The organism is Methanolacinia petrolearia DSM 11571 (assembly GCF_000147875.1).
Taxonomy (GTDB): Archaea; Halobacteriota; Methanomicrobia; order Methanomicrobiales; family Methanomicrobiaceae; genus Methanolacinia; species Methanolacinia petrolearia.
The window spans coordinates 2,375,114-2,392,528 of sequence record NC_014507.1; the positions used below are offsets into that span (position 1 = coordinate 2,375,114).

16 protein-coding genes are annotated in these 17,415 nt (G+C 47.7%); 8 read left to right on the top strand and 8 right to left on the bottom strand.

What is annotated here, in order from left to right:
- Positions 1 to 10 precede the first annotated feature (10 nt).
- From MPET_RS11970 to MPET_RS11990, 5 genes are read left to right on the top strand one after another with little or no spacing between them, the layout of a single operon-like run.
- Positions 11 to 325: a hypothetical protein gene (locus MPET_RS11970; protein ID WP_013330297.1), complete on the top strand. Its 315-nt coding sequence runs from the start codon at positions 11 to 13 to the stop codon at positions 323 to 325.
- A 51-nt stretch (positions 326 to 376) separates the two neighbouring features.
- A complete protein-coding gene (hisS, locus tag MPET_RS11975; RefSeq protein WP_013330298.1) occupies positions 377 to 1,594 on the top strand; it encodes a histidine--tRNA ligase in 1,218 nt (405 codons plus the stop codon).
- A 2-nt stretch (positions 1,595 to 1,596) separates the two neighbouring features.
- Positions 1,597 to 3,399 (top strand): DNA topoisomerase VI subunit B, encoded by a 1,803-nt coding sequence (locus MPET_RS11980; RefSeq protein ID WP_013330299.1) that lies wholly within the window; start codon positions 1,597 to 1,599, stop codon positions 3,397 to 3,399.
- Positions 3,392 to 4,480, top strand: coding sequence for a DNA topoisomerase IV subunit A (locus MPET_RS11985; protein WP_148222306.1), 1,089 nt, complete (start codon positions 3,392 to 3,394; stop codon positions 4,478 to 4,480). The genes MPET_RS11980 and MPET_RS11985 overlap by 8 nt, the downstream gene beginning before the upstream one ends.
- A gap of 55 nt (positions 4,481 to 4,535) precedes the next feature.
- Positions 4,536 to 5,744: a glycosyltransferase gene (locus tag MPET_RS11990; RefSeq protein WP_013330301.1), complete on the top strand. Its 1,209-nt coding sequence runs from the start codon at positions 4,536 to 4,538 to the stop codon at positions 5,742 to 5,744.
- A 155-nt stretch (positions 5,745 to 5,899) separates the two neighbouring features.
- On the opposite strand, the gene MPET_RS11995 is transcribed toward MPET_RS11990, so the two are convergent.
- Positions 5,900 to 7,690, bottom strand: a complete 1,791-nt coding sequence (locus MPET_RS11995) for an ABC transporter ATP-binding protein (protein WP_013330302.1) — start codon at positions 7,688 to 7,690, stop codon at positions 5,900 to 5,902.
- Positions 7,691 to 7,805: 115 nt separating this feature from the next.
- On the opposite strand from MPET_RS11995, the gene cfbC reads away from it, so the two are divergent.
- Genes cfbC through MPET_RS12010 form a run of 3 tightly spaced genes read left to right on the top strand, consistent with a single transcriptional unit; the run spans position 7,806 to position 10,744 of the window.
- Positions 7,806 to 8,630, top strand: a complete 825-nt coding sequence (cfbC, locus tag MPET_RS12000) for a Ni-sirohydrochlorin a,c-diamide reductive cyclase ATP-dependent reductase subunit (RefSeq protein ID WP_013330303.1) — start codon at positions 7,806 to 7,808, stop codon at positions 8,628 to 8,630.
- Entirely contained in the window at positions 8,590 to 9,633 is a 1,044-nt protein-coding gene (locus tag MPET_RS12005; RefSeq protein ID WP_013330304.1) for a nitrogenase component 1, read from the top strand. The genes cfbC and MPET_RS12005 overlap by 41 nt, the downstream gene beginning before the upstream one ends.
- A complete protein-coding gene (locus MPET_RS12010) occupies positions 9,626 to 10,744 on the top strand; it encodes a nitrogenase component 1 (protein ID WP_013330305.1) in 1,119 nt (372 codons plus the stop codon). Before MPET_RS12005 ends, MPET_RS12010 begins: the two co-directional genes overlap by 8 nt.
- A 15-nt stretch (positions 10,745 to 10,759) precedes the next feature.
- Here MPET_RS12010 and MPET_RS12015 read toward each other — a convergent pair whose 3' ends face one another.
- The 7 genes from MPET_RS12015 to pyrG all read right to left on the bottom strand — a co-directional run bounded on the left by MPET_RS12015 (position 10,760) and on the right by pyrG (position 17,358).
- Positions 10,760 to 11,293, bottom strand: a complete 534-nt coding sequence (locus tag MPET_RS12015; protein WP_013330306.1) for a NifB/NifX family molybdenum-iron cluster-binding protein — start codon at positions 11,291 to 11,293, stop codon at positions 10,760 to 10,762.
- 71 nt (positions 11,294 to 11,364) lie between these two features.
- Positions 11,365 to 11,967: a CDP-alcohol phosphatidyltransferase family protein gene (locus MPET_RS12020; RefSeq protein ID WP_013330307.1), complete on the bottom strand. Its 603-nt coding sequence runs from the start codon at positions 11,965 to 11,967 to the stop codon at positions 11,365 to 11,367.
- Positions 11,964 to 12,476: an adenylate kinase family protein gene (locus MPET_RS12025; RefSeq protein ID WP_013330308.1), complete on the bottom strand. Its 513-nt coding sequence runs from the start codon at positions 12,474 to 12,476 to the stop codon at positions 11,964 to 11,966. The genes MPET_RS12020 and MPET_RS12025 overlap by 4 nt, the downstream gene beginning before the upstream one ends.
- Positions 12,473 to 13,534, bottom strand: coding sequence for a histidinol-phosphate transaminase (gene hisC / locus MPET_RS12030; RefSeq protein ID WP_013330309.1), 1,062 nt, complete (start codon positions 13,532 to 13,534; stop codon positions 12,473 to 12,475). The genes MPET_RS12025 and hisC overlap by 4 nt, the downstream gene beginning before the upstream one ends.
- A 68-nt stretch (positions 13,535 to 13,602) precedes the next feature.
- Positions 13,603 to 14,745: an aspartate aminotransferase family protein gene (locus MPET_RS12035; RefSeq protein WP_048130848.1), complete on the bottom strand. Its 1,143-nt coding sequence runs from the start codon at positions 14,743 to 14,745 to the stop codon at positions 13,603 to 13,605.
- A 74-nt stretch (positions 14,746 to 14,819) separates the two neighbouring features.
- Entirely contained in the window at positions 14,820 to 15,737 is a 918-nt protein-coding gene (guaA, locus tag MPET_RS12040) for a glutamine-hydrolyzing GMP synthase (protein WP_013330311.1), read from the bottom strand.
- A 37-nt stretch (positions 15,738 to 15,774) separates the two neighbouring features.
- Positions 15,775 to 17,358 carry a glutamine hydrolyzing CTP synthase gene (gene pyrG / locus MPET_RS12045; RefSeq protein ID WP_013330312.1) on the bottom strand — a complete coding sequence of 528 codons (1,584 nt, stop codon included), beginning with the start codon at positions 17,356 to 17,358 and terminating at the stop codon, positions 15,775 to 15,777.
- Between the last annotated feature and the right edge of the window lie 57 nt (positions 17,359 to 17,415).

Below are 17,415 nucleotides of genomic sequence, written 5' to 3' on the forward strand. Positions count from 1 at the left end.
AATTATTGCCATGTCCTACAGCATGTTTTTCTATATCGGAGTGTTCGGGGCTGCGGTGATCTATTACCTCTGGCTGAGGGATGCCAGGATCTTTTACCGCACAGGACTCCCCGGGTACCGGAAGGCAGCATATTACGGTGTTATCTACTCCGCCCTTTCAACGGTCGGAGTATTCTTCGTCTACAGGAGTTACGACTTCGTCGGCCTCGGACTTGTCCTTCTTGCGTTGTATATGCAGGGCAGGATCGACAAGGAGAGAGACCAGATCTGGAATAAGAATTCATCGGCAGTCGACAGGGCTCTGGGAAAAACTCCCCGAAAATAAAATATTCAGATGAACTGAAACACAATATCAGGTAACCAGAGGATTAAAGAGATGCTTCAGAAACCGAGGGGTACAAGGGACTTTTTACCCGAAGAGATGGAACAGAGAAGAGAGATCGAGATGAGAATGAGAAGAGTCGCCGGCCTCTTCGGTTACCACGAGGTTCTCACTCCTACGTTCGAAAACCAGGAGCTATATACAATAAAATCAGGCGAGGGCATTATAGGGGAGATGTACACCTTCGAGGACAAAGGAGGGCGAAAACTTGCCCTGCGTCCCGAGGGAACAGCAGCAATCCTCAGGATGTACGTAAACGAGGCTAAAGTCCTCCCTAAACCGATCAGGTGGTGCTATCTTCTCGACTGCTACAGGTATGAACGGCCGCAAAAGGGGAGATACAGGCAGTTCTGGCAGTTCGGATCCGAACTTATCGGTGCCGACACCGCAGCAGGGGACGCAGAGATCATCCTCCTTGCGGATGGCCTACTCAGGGCCGCCGGCGTGAGATTCTCACTGCAGGTGGGGCACCTCGCACCCATGAAGCACATCCTCTTGGACCTTGGTGAAGAAGATAAAAAGAGAGTAATGGCCCTCCTTGACAAAAGATCCTTCGACGAGCTTGAAGCCTGCCTGAACGATACCGGAAAGCCGGAACTTTACGATAAGCTGACTGCCCTCATAGAATGCACTACTATTGACGAAGCAAAGGAGGTCTGCGGGGACTTTCCGGGCATGGAGCGGATGGAGGAGATGCTCGGGATTCTCGACAGCCAGAAACTCGAATACAGCCTGAACCTCGGGATCGTGAGAGGACTTGACTACTATACAGGGATGGTCTTCGAAGGCTTTGCTGAGAACCTGGGTGCCGAGAACCAGATAATAGGCGGCGGCTCGTACAGGCTTGCACACCTGTTCGGCGGAGAAGATACCCCGTCGTGCGGTTTCGGGATCGGGTTCGACAGGGTGATGGTCTCCCGCGGAGAGGTAGAACTGAAAAGAGATCCGCTTGTAGCCATATTGTATACGCAGGAAGGCCAAAAACGAGCATTCGAGGTGGCCGGGATGCTCAGGAGAGAAGGCATCAGGACCGAGATCAATCTCCTGGACCGCGGTGTCGGCGCACAGATGAAGCATGCGTCAAGAACCGCACAGTATGCTGTCTTAATCGGGAAAAACGAGGTAGAATCAGGAACGGTCACACTCAAAAACCTGGCATCAGGCGATCAGGTGGAATGCAAACTGGACGATCTTCCGGGTGAGGTGAGATAAATTTGGAGCTCGCGGAACAGCTCGCCGGACAGCAGAAAAGCATAAGCGTTGCAGAGTTCTTCGAGAAGAACAAACATCTCCTGGGCTTCGACTCCCCAACTAGAGGGATAATCACCACAATAAAGGAAGCGGTCGACAACTCGCTTGATGCATGCGAGGAGGCCGAGGTGCTTCCCGATATCTTCGTCGGTGTGAAAAAAGTCGATAAGGACGTATACAGGATAATCGTAGAGGACAATGGACCCGGAATCGTTCCGAAGCAGGTTCCGTTCGTATTCGGGAAACTTCTCTACGGATCGCGATTTCACCAGATCAAGCAGAGCAGGGGCCAGCAGGGTATCGGTATCAGTGCCGCCGTCCTCTATGCACAGCTTACGACAGGTGTCCCGGCAGTAGTAATATCAAGAACCAGCTATAAGAACAAAGCCCACCGGTTCGAGATCATGATCAGGACCGAGGCGAACGAGCCGGAGGTTCTCAAGGACGAGGAGATCGAATGGGACCGTATGCACGGTACACGGATCGAGATCGAGTTCAAGACGACTCTTGCCGCAAAGAAGAGGCTGCTGGATTACCTGATGTATACGTCGGTCGTGAACCCGCATGCAAGGATCAAAGCGGATATCGACGGCGAGGTCTACAACTTCGAGAGAGTAAACGAAGAGACGATCGTTCCACCCAAAGCAATCCTTCCCCACCCTCACGGCCTCGAACTCGGCCAGCTTAAGAGGATCGCTGCGGCATCCGACATCAACCTGAAGGATTTCCTCATCAACAGCTTCTCAAGAGTCGGCGACAAGAATGCAGAGGAGATCATCGGCGGATCGGGCCTGAAGGAATCGCGGAAGGCAAAGACTCTCACAAACGAGGAGCTGAAGAAACTTCTCGAATCGATGCAGAACGTGGAGGTGCCGCCGCCTCCCGCTTCACAGTGCTTATCGCCAATTGGCGAGGACATGATTATCCGCGGGATCGACAAGGAGTTCCAGCTGGATTTCGTCAGGGCGAGGACGAGGAAGAGCAAGGTCTTCTCGGGCCACCCGTTCATCGTGGAAGCTGCGATCGGCTATGGCGGAAAACTCGAGTCTGAAGGAACTGCCACGATACTCAGGTTTGCAAACCGTGTTCCCCTTCTGTACCAGCAGGGTGCATGTGCGATTACGAATTCGATAGCAGGGATTAACTGGAAGGCCTATAACATCTCACAGCAGGGGCTTCCAACCGGCCCTGTTTTGATCCTGGTTCATGTAGCATCGACAAACGTCCCATTCACCAGTGAGAGCAAGGATGCAGTCGCGTCGATCCCCGAGATAGAGAAGGAGATAGTTCTCGCCCTCCAGGATCTCGGCCGCGACCTTAAGATGTTCCTTGGCCGCCGTGACAGGAACAAGCAGTTCGAGGAGAGAGCACGTGCGGTCTGCTCGATCCTCCCGGATATCGCAATGAAAGTCAGCGAGATCGTGAAAAAGCCGGTTCCGGACATCAGCCCCCTCGAAGGCCAGATCATGAAGAAGGTCGTTGCCAAAAAAGGAGTGAGGGACGGATTTGTCGAGATCATGTTAAGCAATTACACAAATACCGCGGTCTCCCTTACGATATACAACATGTCGCCTGAAGACGGGAAGGATGCATCGCCCAAGCCGGACTTTGTAGACAATATCGGGGACGAATACAACAAGCTTTGGAAGGTCATAATCGAACCGGACAATATGTGGAGTGCAAAGTACAAGGGGACTAACGGGGGCACACTAGACATCAGGGGTGTTGAAGAGAAGAAGCTGGTGGTGATTGATCTTGATAACTAAGGAAGAGATGGATAAACATGCAGTATCCAAACTGCTGGAGATCGCCGACAGGTGGTACTCGCAGATAAAAAGAGCCGAGATCCCTTATATCTCTCTGCCTACCCGTACAAAACACAACATCGAGTACGACGAGGGCACCGAGGTCTGGAAATACGGTGAGAAGGAGACCACGAGAACAGCATCCACCGCCAAAAGCGCCCTGCACCTTCTCAAGATGGCATATGTGGTAGGCTTCCTCAAGGACCAGATCGGCGAAAACCGCTCGTCGACATTGAGGGAGATGTACTACATCTCCGAAGGCTGGAAGAGGGCAAAATTCGGGGCACAGGACGAGAGCAACTTCCTCGTAGAAGACCTTGAAATAATTACCGAACTATCCCGTGAGGCGTTCCATCTCCGGCCGGAGGAGGATGGGGCATCGATTTTCGGGCCGATTAAAATCAGAGAGCAGACACGCCGGGGGGATAAGGACATTCACTGTGTCGAGGATGTAGGCGAAGCAGGATATTCTATCCCGAACAACGTCGAACGCCTGACCTTTCTTGAAAACGATGCAAAGTTCGTTATAGCGATGGAGACTGGCGGTATGTACGCCCGTCTTATGGAGAACGGGTTCAGCGAGGAGTACGACGCGGTTCTTCTTCACCTGAAAGGTCAGCCTGCGAGATCTACAAGAAGAATGCTGAAAAGATTGAATAACGAACTGGGTCTTCCTGTGGTGGTATTTACCGACGGCGACCCGTGGTCGTACCGTATCTTTGCTAGTATAGCATACGGCTCAATCAAAGCCGCACATATGTCCGATATTCTCGTAACTCCCGGGGCACAGTTCGTCGGGGTACAGCCCTCAGATATCAGTATGTACAATCTGCCTTCGGACCACCTTACGGAAGGAGACATTGCCGCACTCAAGGCTGAACTCACTGATCCGAGGTTTGATACCGAATACTGGAGAAACCAGATCAACCTCCAGATCAAACTCGGCTTAAAATCTGAACAGCAGGCATTTGCAGCAAGGGGTCTGGACTTTGTTACGAAGGAATACCTCCCGGCAAGGCTAAGCGAGATGGGTATTATATAAAAATCGCCAACAGCAAAAACGTAAGAATTGAAATTAATTAAATGAGGCTCATATAATGGATATCAATAATGAAAAAAGATATTTTGAACAAGATTTCTCTGCAAAACTCAAAGATAAGACTCTCCTGATTATTTCTCCAATTTACCCTAATCAGGATGAGACATTTATTAAAGGACCATTTGTTAAAAATCAGGTTGATGAGCTAAAAAAATATTTCAAAAAAATAATCATCATTGCACCAGTACTTCACTCCTTAAAAATATTTAAAAACGATAAATTATGCAGAGATTATAGTTATGACAATGTAGAGGTTTATTATCCAAGATGTTATTATATTCCAATCGAATGGTTTAACAAATTCTTAATTGATACTCGTTTTAAGGCAGTAGAAAATTGTATAAAAGAAAAACAACTCAGTTTTGATCTTATACATGCACATTTCACCTGGCCTTCAGGCTATATTAGTGTTAAATTAAAAGATAAGTATAATAAAAAGGTCATAATTACTATACATGAAGATAACGGCTGGTTCGATCGGGAGGTGGAAATGGATTATTATCCAATAAATGACACTTGGTCCAAAGCCGATGCTCTAATTAGAGTTAATAAAAAAGATGTTCCTATACTAAAAGAATATAATGATCACGTATATTTCGTCCCAAACGGATTTTCACCTATATTCCATCCAATTGATACAAATCTCGCGAGAGAAAAACTTAATATTCCACAGGAGGCCCAGATTCTCTTTACATTGGGCGATCTGATAAAAAGAAAGGGTTTTAATTATTTAATAGATGCTATGGATTTAATTTGCAAGAAAAACGATAATGTATTTTGCTTTATAGGTGGGGAAGGGTTGGAGAAGAGAATTCTTCAAAAGCAGATTGATAAACTGCATTTGAGTGATAAAATAAAATTAATCGGCTTTGTTCCTATGGATAGATTAAATTATTGGATGAACGCCTGTGATCTCTTTATCCTGCCGAGCCTAAAAGAAAGTTTTGGTGTTGTTCAAATTGAAGCTTTGGCATGTATGAAACCTGTTATAGCATCATGGAATGGCGGAAGCGAAGAGATCATTATTTCAGACGAATATGGTTTTTTGGCAAAAACAGCTGATTCAAATGATTTGGCAGATAAGATACTATCCGGCTTGGAAAAGAAATGGGATAAAGAGTCCATTTTAGAATATGCAAAACAATTCACAAGGAGTACAGTCGTTCAGCAGAATCTGGAGATTTATAAATCCGTATTAAATAGTTGATATGATTCTAATCCAAAAATCTTAAACTTTTGTTAAATAAACTCAATATCCCAAGAATCGGAATTTAAAGACTATTTCAGCAAAAGCAAAAAAATTGAAAAAGCCCAAATTATAAAAAACTTTAACTGGATCGGTTCCTATAATATGAGAAATTACTAATTTTTCTGTCCCATGTACAGATCCCAATATTCGCCCTTTACCCTCATCAGGTCATCATAAGAACCATTTTCAACCAGCTTTCCTTTCTTTAGCACATATATCATATCTGCATTTTGAACAGTTGAGAGACGATGAGCAATAATAATCACAGTCATATTCTGTGATAATATCTCAACCGACTCCATGATCTTCTGCTCAGATATATTATCCAGTGAACTTGTTGCCTCATCCAGAAGCAGAATATCAGGTTTTCTTAAAATAATTCTTGCAATTGCAATTCTTTGTCTCTGACCGCCGGATAATTTCAGGCCCTGATCTCCTATAATGGTATCATAGCCATCACTGGAAGCCATTATGAAATCGTGAGCATCTGCCAGTTTTGCCGCTTCGATAATTTCATCATCGGTGCAGTCCAGACCGAAGCGGATATTTTCCCTTATCGTATCGTGATATACAAAGGTCTCCTGCCCAATATAACCCAGGTGGTGGAGGTAATCCACCGGATTAATCTCATCTAGGTTTACCCCGTCAATAAAAATCCCACCTGAAGACGGCTTATATAAAAGAGCAAGAAGGTTTGCAGTTGTCGTTTTCCCCGAACCTGAACTTCCGACAATTGCAATTTTGGAATTTTTATTAATCTCAAGAGAAATATTATGAAGTGTTTCTTTTTTGCCGTCTTTATAGACAAAAGAAACATTTTTTAATTCAATTTTATTATTAAAATTAAATTCTTTCTTTTCTGAATCGTTTCTTAATTTATTTACATCATCATAATCTTCAGTCAGAGTATTATATACCAGTTCAAGAGCGGGGAGATACTGGACAAGAAAAGACAAGTTTTTCTGGGCATATGAAAGACAAGGTACAAGACGGTAAAGGCCTAACATAAATGTACCAAATAGTCCTATATACGGAAGAAAATCACCACCGGTAAATGTGTACAAAATAATTCCTCCGAGAGCAATTATTGAGAACATTATGAAATCATTCGTGATTAAAAAAACATTCACGAGCGCATAGACATTAGTATAGGTTTTTTTCAGCTTCTTTACCGCGGATTCATATTTTCTCACCCAATAATCCATTGAGCCGGTTATAAAAATCGTCTTAATTCCAGAGACAAATTCCTGGTAAACAACGGATTTTTCCATTAAAGAAACATTCAGAACATTGCTGTTTCGATATATCCTTGAAAAAAGTGACTTTTTAATAATAAATGCATAAAAAACACCAAGAATCATTACACCAATTGTAAGCCAGAGTGACAAATAGAACAGCAGAAGAAGATAAAAAAAAGCCATGAAACTGTACCTGACTAATTCGACACATTCATTTATGGCAAGACTTGACTCAGTCACGGCCCCCTGGCCAACATATAAAAGATCACCCTGCTTTTTGCCTGCAAAATAACTGTACGGGCGAGTTCTGATCCTTTCAAATACTCTTTTATCGAGGGAATCACGCACTTCAGAAAACACATACGCTCCACTATACATCACGATTCCATACAGCCCGGCAATTATTACCGTTGTTATAAGAAGAAGAAAAGCCGATGCAATAAATGGATTTACCGAAGGCGGGAGAATGAAATCATAAAACATATCAAGAAGCCGAGGCTGGTTTTCCACACTGAGTCCGTAATTAATTATCGGATATACCAGCGAGATCCTGAAAACCTCAAGGAAGCTTAAAAGAATTACGCCAACGAGATATATAGCAAGAATTTTTTTAAAGGGGCCAAACAAATATCCCATTATCTTTATTGAATCGGTTATTACAGACATTACGAGATTTACCTGCAAAAGATATGACAATTATGATATTTTAATTCAATGCCCGTCGACTGATTGTTCCTCCAATAAACAACAATATTTCTCATATAAAACAAATAATTATGAGATGAAGCAGATCGCCCTGTACGGAAAAGGCGGAATCGGAAAATCCACGACCTCGGCCAACCTTTCTGCCGCACTTTCTGAAAAATCCCTCGAGATCCTCCAGATCGGATGCGATCCAAAGCATGACAGCACCCGTATGCTTATGCACGGAGAATGGATACCCACGGTTCTGGATCTTGTCAGGAAGAAAGGAGAAGCAAATATCGCAGTCGACGAGATCGTTTTTAAGGGATATAACGGAATCAGGTGTGTAGAGGCCGGCGGGCCGGAGCCTGGGATTGGATGTGCAGGACGGGGAATTATCGCAACATTCCAGCTTCTTGAAAAGCTCAACGCACTCTACGGGGACGTAATCGTCTATGATGTCCTTGGCGATGTCGTATGCGGGGGATTTGCGATGCCGATGAGGGAAGGCTACGCACAGGAGGTCTATCTTGTGACATCCGGGGACTTCATGGCCCTTTATGCCGCGAACAACATCTGCAAGGCGATAGCCCGGCTTTCGAAAAGGACAAAGAACAGGTGCACGCTCGGGGGAGTCATCTGCAACTCTGCGAATATCGAAAACGAATATGAGCTGGTCAAAGAGTTTGCAGAAAAGATAAACTCAAAGCTCGTTGCCTATATCCCGAGGAGTCCGATCGTCAGGGTTTCGGAGGTCAACAGGAAGACAGTTATAGAGTATGCGCCTGAATCCGAACAGGCGGATATATACAGAAAACTTGCCGATACGATAATGGAAAATGTGCCTGACAAGAACAGGATCCCTGTACCGATGGAGATGGATGAACTCGAATCGCTCTCTCTCAAATACATCAAGACATAACGGCTGCTCTGTTTCTGGTGCACTTTCGGTCTCTGCATTCATAAGAGATGCGGTGAGCATAGTCCACGGTCCGGCAGGCTGCGCACATCAGGCATCATCTCTCTTTCACTCCACAATGATTGCAAACGAACGGTTCGATATCCCCTACATCTATACCAGCGCCCTCCTTGAAGAACAGATAATCTTCGGTGGAGAGAACAGGCTGAGGGAATCGATATCAGAGGCCCTTTCGTATGATCCTTCGGTTGTATTCATAATAGGCACATGCATATCGGAGACTATAGGCGATGATATAGATTCGGTATGCACCGATGCGTGGGAAGTTCCGGTTATCAACCTCAATACTTCAGGATTTCTGGGTGATTCCTTTGAAAGAGGATTTTTAAACGCAATCAAAGGGGCATCTGAGCTGATAACTACCTGTGACGAAAAGACCCTCTCGGCAAATATCATCGGTGAAAAAAATCTTGAATTCGAGATTGAAGAGAACTTTTCAGAAATTAGGCGCCTCCTCGGTCTGCTCGACATGGATATTAACATACGGTTTGTAAGGGATATCACCACAGAAGACATACCAAATTTTTGCAGGGGGTCCCTGAATATAATCAGGGAGGACCCTTCAGGCCTTCTTACACAATTTTTTGCTGAGAAGACAGGTATTCCGTCCATACCCGGGTTCCCGTCAGGAACCTCGGATACGCTCAACTTCCTGGAGGAAGCCGGAAGACTCCTCAATCTCCCATGGGAGGAAGCGGCCGCGAGGGAGAAGGATTACCAGCGATCGGTCTTCGAAGAGTTTTCAGACCTGAGAGGTGAGAAAATCACATTCGATTCTTTCGGGTTTCAGGACGCCGACACGCAATTTTTCATGGATATAGCCAAAAATACCGGGATAAAAATTGATTCCGGCGGTACAGTCATCCCCATACCCTTTACAGCCCCGGTGGGAACAACGGGAATCAGGAGAATGCTCAGGGAATGGAGGCGGTTTATAGATGCATGAAAGGTGCATAAGCCCTGTCTGGCCCTGCGCAATGGTCGGGGCCGCATCCTGCATGGCGGGAATACGGGATCTCGGGGTCATCATTCACGGCTCTGCGGGCTGCTATAACTACGCGGAGATGGCAATACCGGATCTCCTGAACTGTACGTATCTCATAGAAGATGAGATCGTCTTTGGCACTGAGGCAAGGCTCAGGGAGACGACAGGTGCCTTATCACAGATTTATGACAGGATTGCTGTCATCAATACATGCGTCCCCTCGATCACGGGAGAAGATCTCGAACATTTCCTTGAAGACTACAATGCGATTGTCATAGATCTTCCCGGATTTTCAGGGGACTTTGACACCGGCTATCAAAAAGCTCTTGAAACTCTGGAAATAATCCCGGATTCAGAAAGGGAAGGTGTGAATATATCCGGAATATGCTCAACAGATCCGTTTTCAGGAGGGAACCTGGCGGAGGCTGTAAGGCTCTTTCACCTCGCAGGGATCAAATCTGCGGCAGTATACTGCCGTGACACCTTCGAATCGATCAGGTCGCCGGCAGAACACGATATATCGGTAAACCCCGATTATGATCCCCGGACAGTTACCTCTCCCGGATCCATTCTCGGCATAGAGGAACTGACAAAAGCATTTTGCGCACTCCAAAATTTCTTTCCGGAATCCAATGTCGATCCAGTTATTTCGGAGGCCGAAGAGGCCGAAGAGAGAATTGTTAAAGCATGCGACAAATACCTGAGAAAAAACGACCCCCCGCGGACTGCAGTCTTCTCGACGAGGTCGTACGCTGAATTCGCCGTAAAGTCGATGGTGAAATATCTCGACGCCGAGATCGTATTTACAGGGCTGCGAAACTCCGAAGAATTTTCGATCCCGGATATTCCTTCGGGAAAAGCGGTCGATATCAGGATGATTAAAGAAAAAATATCAGCCGAGGAGCCGGATCTCATTCTCGGTTCTTCTTTTGAAAATGCAGTTTCTCCCAAAACTCCCTTTGTCGGTATTACATTCCCGCAGAGAAGCAGAGTTGTGCTTCATAACAAACCCGTTGCAGGAACGGAAGGAGCGCTTGTCTTTATCGGCGATGTGCTCAATTCTTTGAGATGAAAAATACCGGACTGATCAATTCATTTTGTTGCCGCAGTTTGGACAGACCATCTCTTCTTCTTCGCCGGTAATTTTTTTGGGCATCATGCACCCGCAGTCAGGGCAGATATAATGCTCTTCCCCCCGCTTAAGGTTCGTCCAGTTCATCCTGTTTCCCTTTCTGAAACTGTTCTGCAGGATCATGTTTTCAAGAATCTCAGAACAATCAAGGCATTCAACCTGGCCTTCAAGGAGGAGATCCAAACCGTCCCGTATAGCCATATCTCTTATTTCGTACTGCCTGATACCGGACCTGTGCAGAACAAGCGTGGATCCCGGTCCGAATCTTCCTGCAACAACTGCAGAAACTCCCATATTCAGCACCTGGCCGGCAGCCATCGTTCCTGCACTTCCTGGAAAATCCGCTGAAGAATTTCTGACGCTTGAAGCAGATACAATCCTGCCCGATTCTATTTCTGCGATACAAAACGCAGAGCATCTCCCGAAATTTTCAGATATGTCATCATAGAGACTTCCGTCATTTTTACCAGCAATTGCAACCTTTTCCATAACCCTTCGCCCCCGCCGCAATTTTAAAAATATATAGTCAGTAGATAATAAGAAATTTGGTATCGGTACAATCAATTGTTATTCAGGCTCTTCCAGACATGAACAAATCTCTGGATTGCAGTGAAATGACCCAAGGTCCCGAATAATACCATCAGCCACCCGAATATACCGAGGCCTGCAAAATCCAGGGGATAAATGACCGCGATTACTCCGCCTGCGATCAGCAGGACAAGCCTGTCCGCCCTCCCGAGGATTCCCCCATAGAATCTTCCGGCACCCACCGCCTGGGCCTGTGTCCCAAGATATGAAGACATCAGTACGCCTGTCAGTGCAAAGACACCAATCGGCCATGGACACAGATCTCCTGCAAATATTCCGCAGATGATTACTATATCGGCATAACGGTCGAGGACATGATCGAGGAAATCCCCCCGCGGCGAGGCAGTGTTCAGTTCCCGGGCAATGGAACCGTCGATTGCATCAAAAAAGGCGTTGAGAAATACAAAAATTGTTCCGATGACTATATCGGATTTATAATAAAAATATCCGGCCGCTACAGCTGCAATAAATGCGATTATAGTGCAGCTGTCCGGCGTAAATCTCAGCCTGACCATTGCACGCGCCGTAGGTTTTACGATCCACGAAACACTATTTCTGTAGCTGTCAAGAGTCATATCATCGTTCCCAGGTATTCCGACCAGTCCGTATTGCCGAAATTCGCCCCCCGTCTGCCGTGTATGAAATCATCGATTTCTGTCGCAATCTCTTCAGGAGTCCTTTCAGTTGTATCTAATTCGAGTATTATATCTTCTTTATGGTTTTCAAGTGCTTCGATCAGGATCGTATCCAGGGCTTCGGCTTCGACGTTTTCATGAACCTTTTCGGGAGAATAGCCGCGAAGAACCAGCCTTTCCTTAAGAACATCCGGCCTGCACCTGAGAATCACCAGCCGGTCGCATTCGAGTAGGTGGGTGAGGTGGCCTTCGACTATCCCGTTGACAGGCCTGAACTCAGAGGCCCACAGGTCTTCATCTATGACCGCAGCATCCCTATCGGGATCGTCGCAGATGAAATAATTCCCGGTTGTATCGTTCTGGAGAACGACATCATGCCCCATCCTCTTAAGAACTGCCGATACCGAAGATTTTCCCGTGCCTGGAATCCCGGATATGCAGGTCATCATAAGGAATTCAGTTCCTTTAAGAAGATCTCGTTCTCCCAGGGCTCGCCGATGCTGACACGGATATAGTGGTCTCCCAGTCCGGGGAAACTCGCACACGACCTGACAATCACTCCCCTCCGTGCGAGCATCTCAACAACCTCGTCTCCTTTATACGGGGAGACGTCGAACATCACGAAGTTCGCACCGCCACCCGAAGTAGGATACGGGGATTCATTGATAAAACGCTCCCTCCACTCCCTGACGATCGAGAGGTACCTGGCAGTATACGAGTCGTTCCTTAGCGCTGCGGCGGCGGCTGCCATTGAGACCGTGTTCAGGACGAAAGGTGTCTGTGCCCTTTCGTAGTATTCTTCAAACCAACCGGGAACGATCCCGAAACCAACTCTCATACCTGCCAGAGCGTAGTACTTCGACATCGTCCGGCCGATTATGAGGTTGTCGTATTTATTCATGAGTGGGATATAGTCCTCGTCACAGAAATCAACATAGGCGTTGTCGAGGAAGAGCATCCCGTCGATCGATTTGAGGATCTTTTCCACATCGTTTTTGGGAATAACATTGCCGGTCGGGTTGTTTGGGGAGCAGAGAAAGATCAGTTTCGCGCCCGAATCGGCCGCTTCGTCCGAAAGCCTTCCTATATCTACAGAAAAATCATCATTCCGCGGGACATCAATAACTTCTCCCCCGTATGCCCGGGCTGCGAGACGGTAGAAGGAGAATGTCGGGGTGCTCACGACCACCTTATCGCCTTTTCCGATGGTAGTTCGGATAACGGTCTCGATCACTCCGTCCATTCCAACTCCTGAGACATAACTGAAATTTCCGAACTTCTCCTTCAGTGCCGCTCTCAGATTCATGGAGCATTCATCGGGATACCTGTTGGCATTCTGAAGAGCTGCTCCTGCAGGTTCAAGAACCTCGGGAGGAGGAGGATATGGATTTTCATTGCTTGCAAGCCTTGCTGGCCTTTCATATCCGGCGGATCGTGCAATATCGGCCGCTTTCGTTGCAAAGACATATCCTCCGGCATTATAGGCCGGCCTTATCAGATCTTTCATTTTTTTCCACATCCAGGTATTTTTTATTCCGGAGACTGCCCGCTCCTCCCAATCAAAGAAGGCTTTTGTCAGTTCTTTATTGCTTCGCTGATAACACGGACCGCTTCGTCGATCTCGTCATCGCTGATTACAAGCGGGGGGACCAGACGGATATTGCCGTGGCCTGCACAGTTTACGAGAACGCCCATCTCCCGGCATTTTGCCGCAACTTCCGCACACCTCTCCTCCCCGAGAGTTATCCCGATCATGAGGCCGCACACACGGGGATTAAACTCGGCGAGACCCTTCCTGAACCTCTCCGCTTTTTCGGGAATTGAAGGAAGCACTCCCTCTATTACATCGAGAGTTGCAAGGGCAGCGGCACATACTATAGGTCCGCCTGCAAAGGTGCTGCCATGCTCGCTCCTGTTGAACGACAGACCTTCACGTGCGATTATGGCTCCCATAGGAAGTCCGCTGGCGATACCTTTGGCCATCGAGACTATATCAGGAGTCGCACCGGTGTTCTGGTAATAGAACCACTTCCCTGTACGCCCCATGCCGGTCTGGACCTCGTCGCAGATCATGAGCGCACCTTTTTCGTCGCATATTTTACGGACACCTTCAAGGAATCCTTCAGGCGCGGGAACAACACCCGCCTCCCCAAGTACACCTTCGAGTATCACACCGGCAGTATCGTCATCGACCGCTTTTTCCAGTGCATCGAGATCGCCGTACTCGATGAATGTGCATTTGGGCTCGAGGGGTTCGAAGGGCTCACGAATGGCAGGCTTGTAAGTCAGTGCGAGAGATGCGCATGTACGCCCGTGGAAGCAGTCTTTGAATGCAACGAACTTCTTCCTTCCTGTGCGGATTCTGGCCAGCTTGATTGCGCCTTCGTTTGCCTCCGCCCCGGAGTTGGAGAAGAATGCACGTCCCCCCTCAATGCCGGAGATCTTCACGAGTTTTTCCGCAAGCTCAGCCTGGTTCGGGACATAGAACAGGTTGGAGATGTGAATCAGCTCCTTTGCCTGCCTGCATATCGCTTCGGTTACCGCAGTGTTGCAGTGGCCCGTGCTGCATACCGCTATTCCGGCCACGCAGTCAAGGTATTTCTTCCCCGAATCGTCCCATACATAACAGCCCTGACCTTTGACGATCTTCAGGTCGCGCCCGAAGGCCTGCATATAATAAAGGCTGTCAAGTTCCTTTGAATTCATTTTTTCTTCCATTTTTTAAGTTTGTTTTATTTTTATTCTGCTGTATATTCAGTCCTGCAAATCCACGGATGCCGTCCGTAATACGATCACTCGTATTCTATTGTCGCCGGTGGTTTTGGAGTGATATCATATACGACACGGGATACCCCGTGAATCTCTGCCGTGATCCTGGATGAGATCTTATGCATGACCGGCCACGGGAGCTCGATCGCATCGGCGGTCATCGCATCACGCGAATGAACTGCACGCACTGCAACGATCCAGCCGTGAAGGCGGACATCACCCTTAACTCCGGTTCCAAGCCCGATGACCGCTGCAAAACACTGCCACGGCCTGAACTGCTCTACGAGCTCCTCTTCCGCGATCGCATTCGCCTCACGGGCAATTTCGACCTTCTCAGGAGTAACCTCACCCAGGCATCTCACCGCAAGCCCCGGCCCGGGGAAGGGCATCCTGTGCTGGATCTCCGCCGGGAGACCGAGAGCACCTGCAACATCCCTTACCTCATCTTTGTATAGATCGATCAACGGTTCGATCAGGCCTTCGAAGTCGATGTCATACGGGAGTCCGCCTACATTGTGATGGCTTTTGATTCCGCCCTCGCTCTCGATGATATCCGGGTATATCGTCCCCTGGAGAAGATATGCGGCCTTCGTCTTCTTCGCCTCGCGCTCAAAGATTCGGATGAACTTTTCGCCGATAACCTTCCTCTTCTCTTCCGGATCGATAACTCCCTTTAACGCCTCGAAGAACTCTTCTCCTGCTTCGACAACCTGCAGGTTGAGATCCGAGAACAGCTCCCTGATTCTTTCCGTCTCGCCTTTGCGCATGAGGCCGGTATCCACGTAGATCGAGATCAGGTTCTCTCCGATCGCCCTTCTTGCAAGTTCGGCACAGACCGACGAGTCCACACCGCCCGAAAGCGCCATTACAACCTTTTTCCCGTGGGATTTTTCCCTGATTTCGGCAATCGCCTGTTCAATAAATTTCTCTGTATTTACCATTTATTTCTCCGGTTGTTTCGATATTCGCTATTTTATTTTACTTTTTTGCCCTGCTGTTTTCAAGGCATGCCTCTACAAAACCGACATATGGCGGTGAAGGCCTTGTCGGGGTTGATTTGAACTCCGGGTGGAACTGTGTCGCAAGGAAAAAGCTTCCGTCTTCTATCTCGCATACCTCCATCCTGTTTCCGCATCTTCCCGTAAACTTCAGTCCTGCTTTCTCTATCTCATCGATATACTCGGGATTGACCTCGTAGCGGTGCCTGTGGCGCTCGATAATCTTCTTAGAGCCGTAGAGATCATATATTCTCGATTTGGGACTGATATCGATCTCGCAGTCACCGAGCCGCATAGTTCCGCCGAGGTCATGGACATCCTCCTGCTCCGGAAGGATGGCAATTACATGCCTGCCGTCACCCCATTCCTCGGAGACGGAATCGGTCCAGCCCAGGACATCGCGGCAGAACTCTATGACAGCGGTCTGGAATCCGAGACAAAGTCCGAGATACGGGATCTTATTCTCTCTTGCATACTTTATCGCGGCAAGTTTCCCTTCAATTCCTCTTATCCCGAATCCTCCGGGAACAAGTATGCCGTCGACATCCGCAAGCTCCTGTGTCTCGTATGTCTCTGCATCGATCCATTTTATGCGGACCTCGGTCGAAAGCTTCCGTCCCGCGTGCTTGAGGGCCTCTTTTATGCTGATATATACGTCCTCGATTCCGTACTTGCTGACAATCGCGATGGTTACGCGGTTTGTGTACTCTTTACTGACTACACGGTACCATTCGTTGTCCGCCCCCCTCTTTTCAAGATTCAGGAGGTCTGCCACGACATCAGCAAGACCCTCTTTTTCAAGCTCCATCGGGACCTCATATATGTCGCATGCGGTTGCAGCCGATATGACTGCACGCTGCGAAACGTCACAGAACTCGGAGATCTTTCTCTTCGTTCCCGGGTCCATTACGATATCGCTTCTTCCAACGATAATGTCCGGATGAAGACCAAGCTCCCTGAGCGCCTTTACCGAGTGTTGTGTGGGTTTCGTTTTGTGGTCTCCCATCGTATCCACAGGAACGAGTGTCACGTGCACGAGGATCATCTCGTCGGGCGCAACCTCCCCGTGCATCTGGCGGACCGCCTCGAGGAAAGGCATGCTCTCTATATCGCCTACTGTTCCGCCAACTTCCACAAGGCACATGTCGGCAATTGTCCCGTCTTCAAGAGGATTGTTAGCTGCTTTCCTTATGCAGTCCTTGATCTGATTTGTTATATGCGGGATGATCTGAACGGTCGCCCCGAGATAATCCCCGCGCCTCTCTTTTTCGATAACCGCCTGGTATACTCTTCCTGTAGTGATGTTGTGATCCGAAGAGAGGTTGATATCAAGAAAACGCTCGTAGTTTCCAAGATCGAGGTCCACCTCGCCGCCGTCCTTCAGGACGAAAACTTCGCCGTGCTGGGCGGGGTTCATCGTTCCCGCATCTATGTTTAGATACGGATCGATCTTGACCGCCGTCACCCTGTATCCACGGTTTTTCAAAAGCCTTCCAATGGAAGCGGTCGTGATTCCCTTCCCAAGACCGCTCATTACGCCGCCGGTTACGAATATGTATTTCAATTGACCCTCTCCAAAGACAAATATGACAGTAGTGTATGTAGATTAAGAGAGATAAAA

What these genes read in the sequence shown, in the direction of transcription:
- MPET_RS11970 (WP_013330297.1), top strand. Translation starts at nt 11, where the DNA reads ATGTCCTACAGCATGTTTTTCTATATCGGAGTGTTCGGGGCTGCGGTG.
- hisS (WP_013330298.1), top strand. Translation starts at nt 377, where the DNA reads ATGCTTCAGAAACCGAGGGGTACAAGGGACTTTTTACCCGAAGAGATG.
- MPET_RS11990 (WP_013330301.1), top strand. Translation starts at nt 4,536, where the DNA reads ATGGATATCAATAATGAAAAAAGATATTTTGAACAAGATTTCTCTGCA.
- MPET_RS11995 (WP_013330302.1), bottom strand. Translation starts at nt 7,690, where the DNA reads ATGTCTGTAATAACCGATTCAATAAAGATAATGGGATATTTGTTTGGC.
- cfbC (WP_013330303.1), top strand. Translation starts at nt 7,806, where the DNA reads ATGAAGCAGATCGCCCTGTACGGAAAAGGCGGAATCGGAAAATCCACG.
- MPET_RS12005 (WP_013330304.1), top strand. Translation starts at nt 8,590, where the DNA reads ATGAACTCGAATCGCTCTCTCTCAAATACATCAAGACATAACGGCTGC.
- MPET_RS12010 (WP_013330305.1), top strand. Translation starts at nt 9,626, where the DNA reads ATGCATGAAAGGTGCATAAGCCCTGTCTGGCCCTGCGCAATGGTCGGG.
- MPET_RS12015 (WP_013330306.1), bottom strand. Translation starts at nt 11,293, where the DNA reads ATGGAAAAGGTTGCAATTGCTGGTAAAAATGACGGAAGTCTCTATGAT.
- MPET_RS12020 (WP_013330307.1), bottom strand. Translation starts at nt 11,967, where the DNA reads ATGACTCTTGACAGCTACAGAAATAGTGTTTCGTGGATCGTAAAACCT.
- MPET_RS12025 (WP_013330308.1), bottom strand. Translation starts at nt 12,476, where the DNA reads ATGATGACCTGCATATCCGGGATTCCAGGCACGGGAAAATCTTCGGTA.
- hisC (WP_013330309.1), bottom strand. Translation starts at nt 13,534, where the DNA reads ATGAAAGATCTGATAAGGCCGGCCTATAATGCCGGAGGATATGTCTTT.
- MPET_RS12035 (WP_048130848.1), bottom strand. Translation starts at nt 14,745, where the DNA reads ATGGAAGAAAAAATGAATTCAAAGGAACTTGACAGCCTTTATTATATG.
- guaA (WP_013330311.1), bottom strand. Translation starts at nt 15,737, where the DNA reads ATGGTAAATACAGAGAAATTTATTGAACAGGCGATTGCCGAAATCAGG.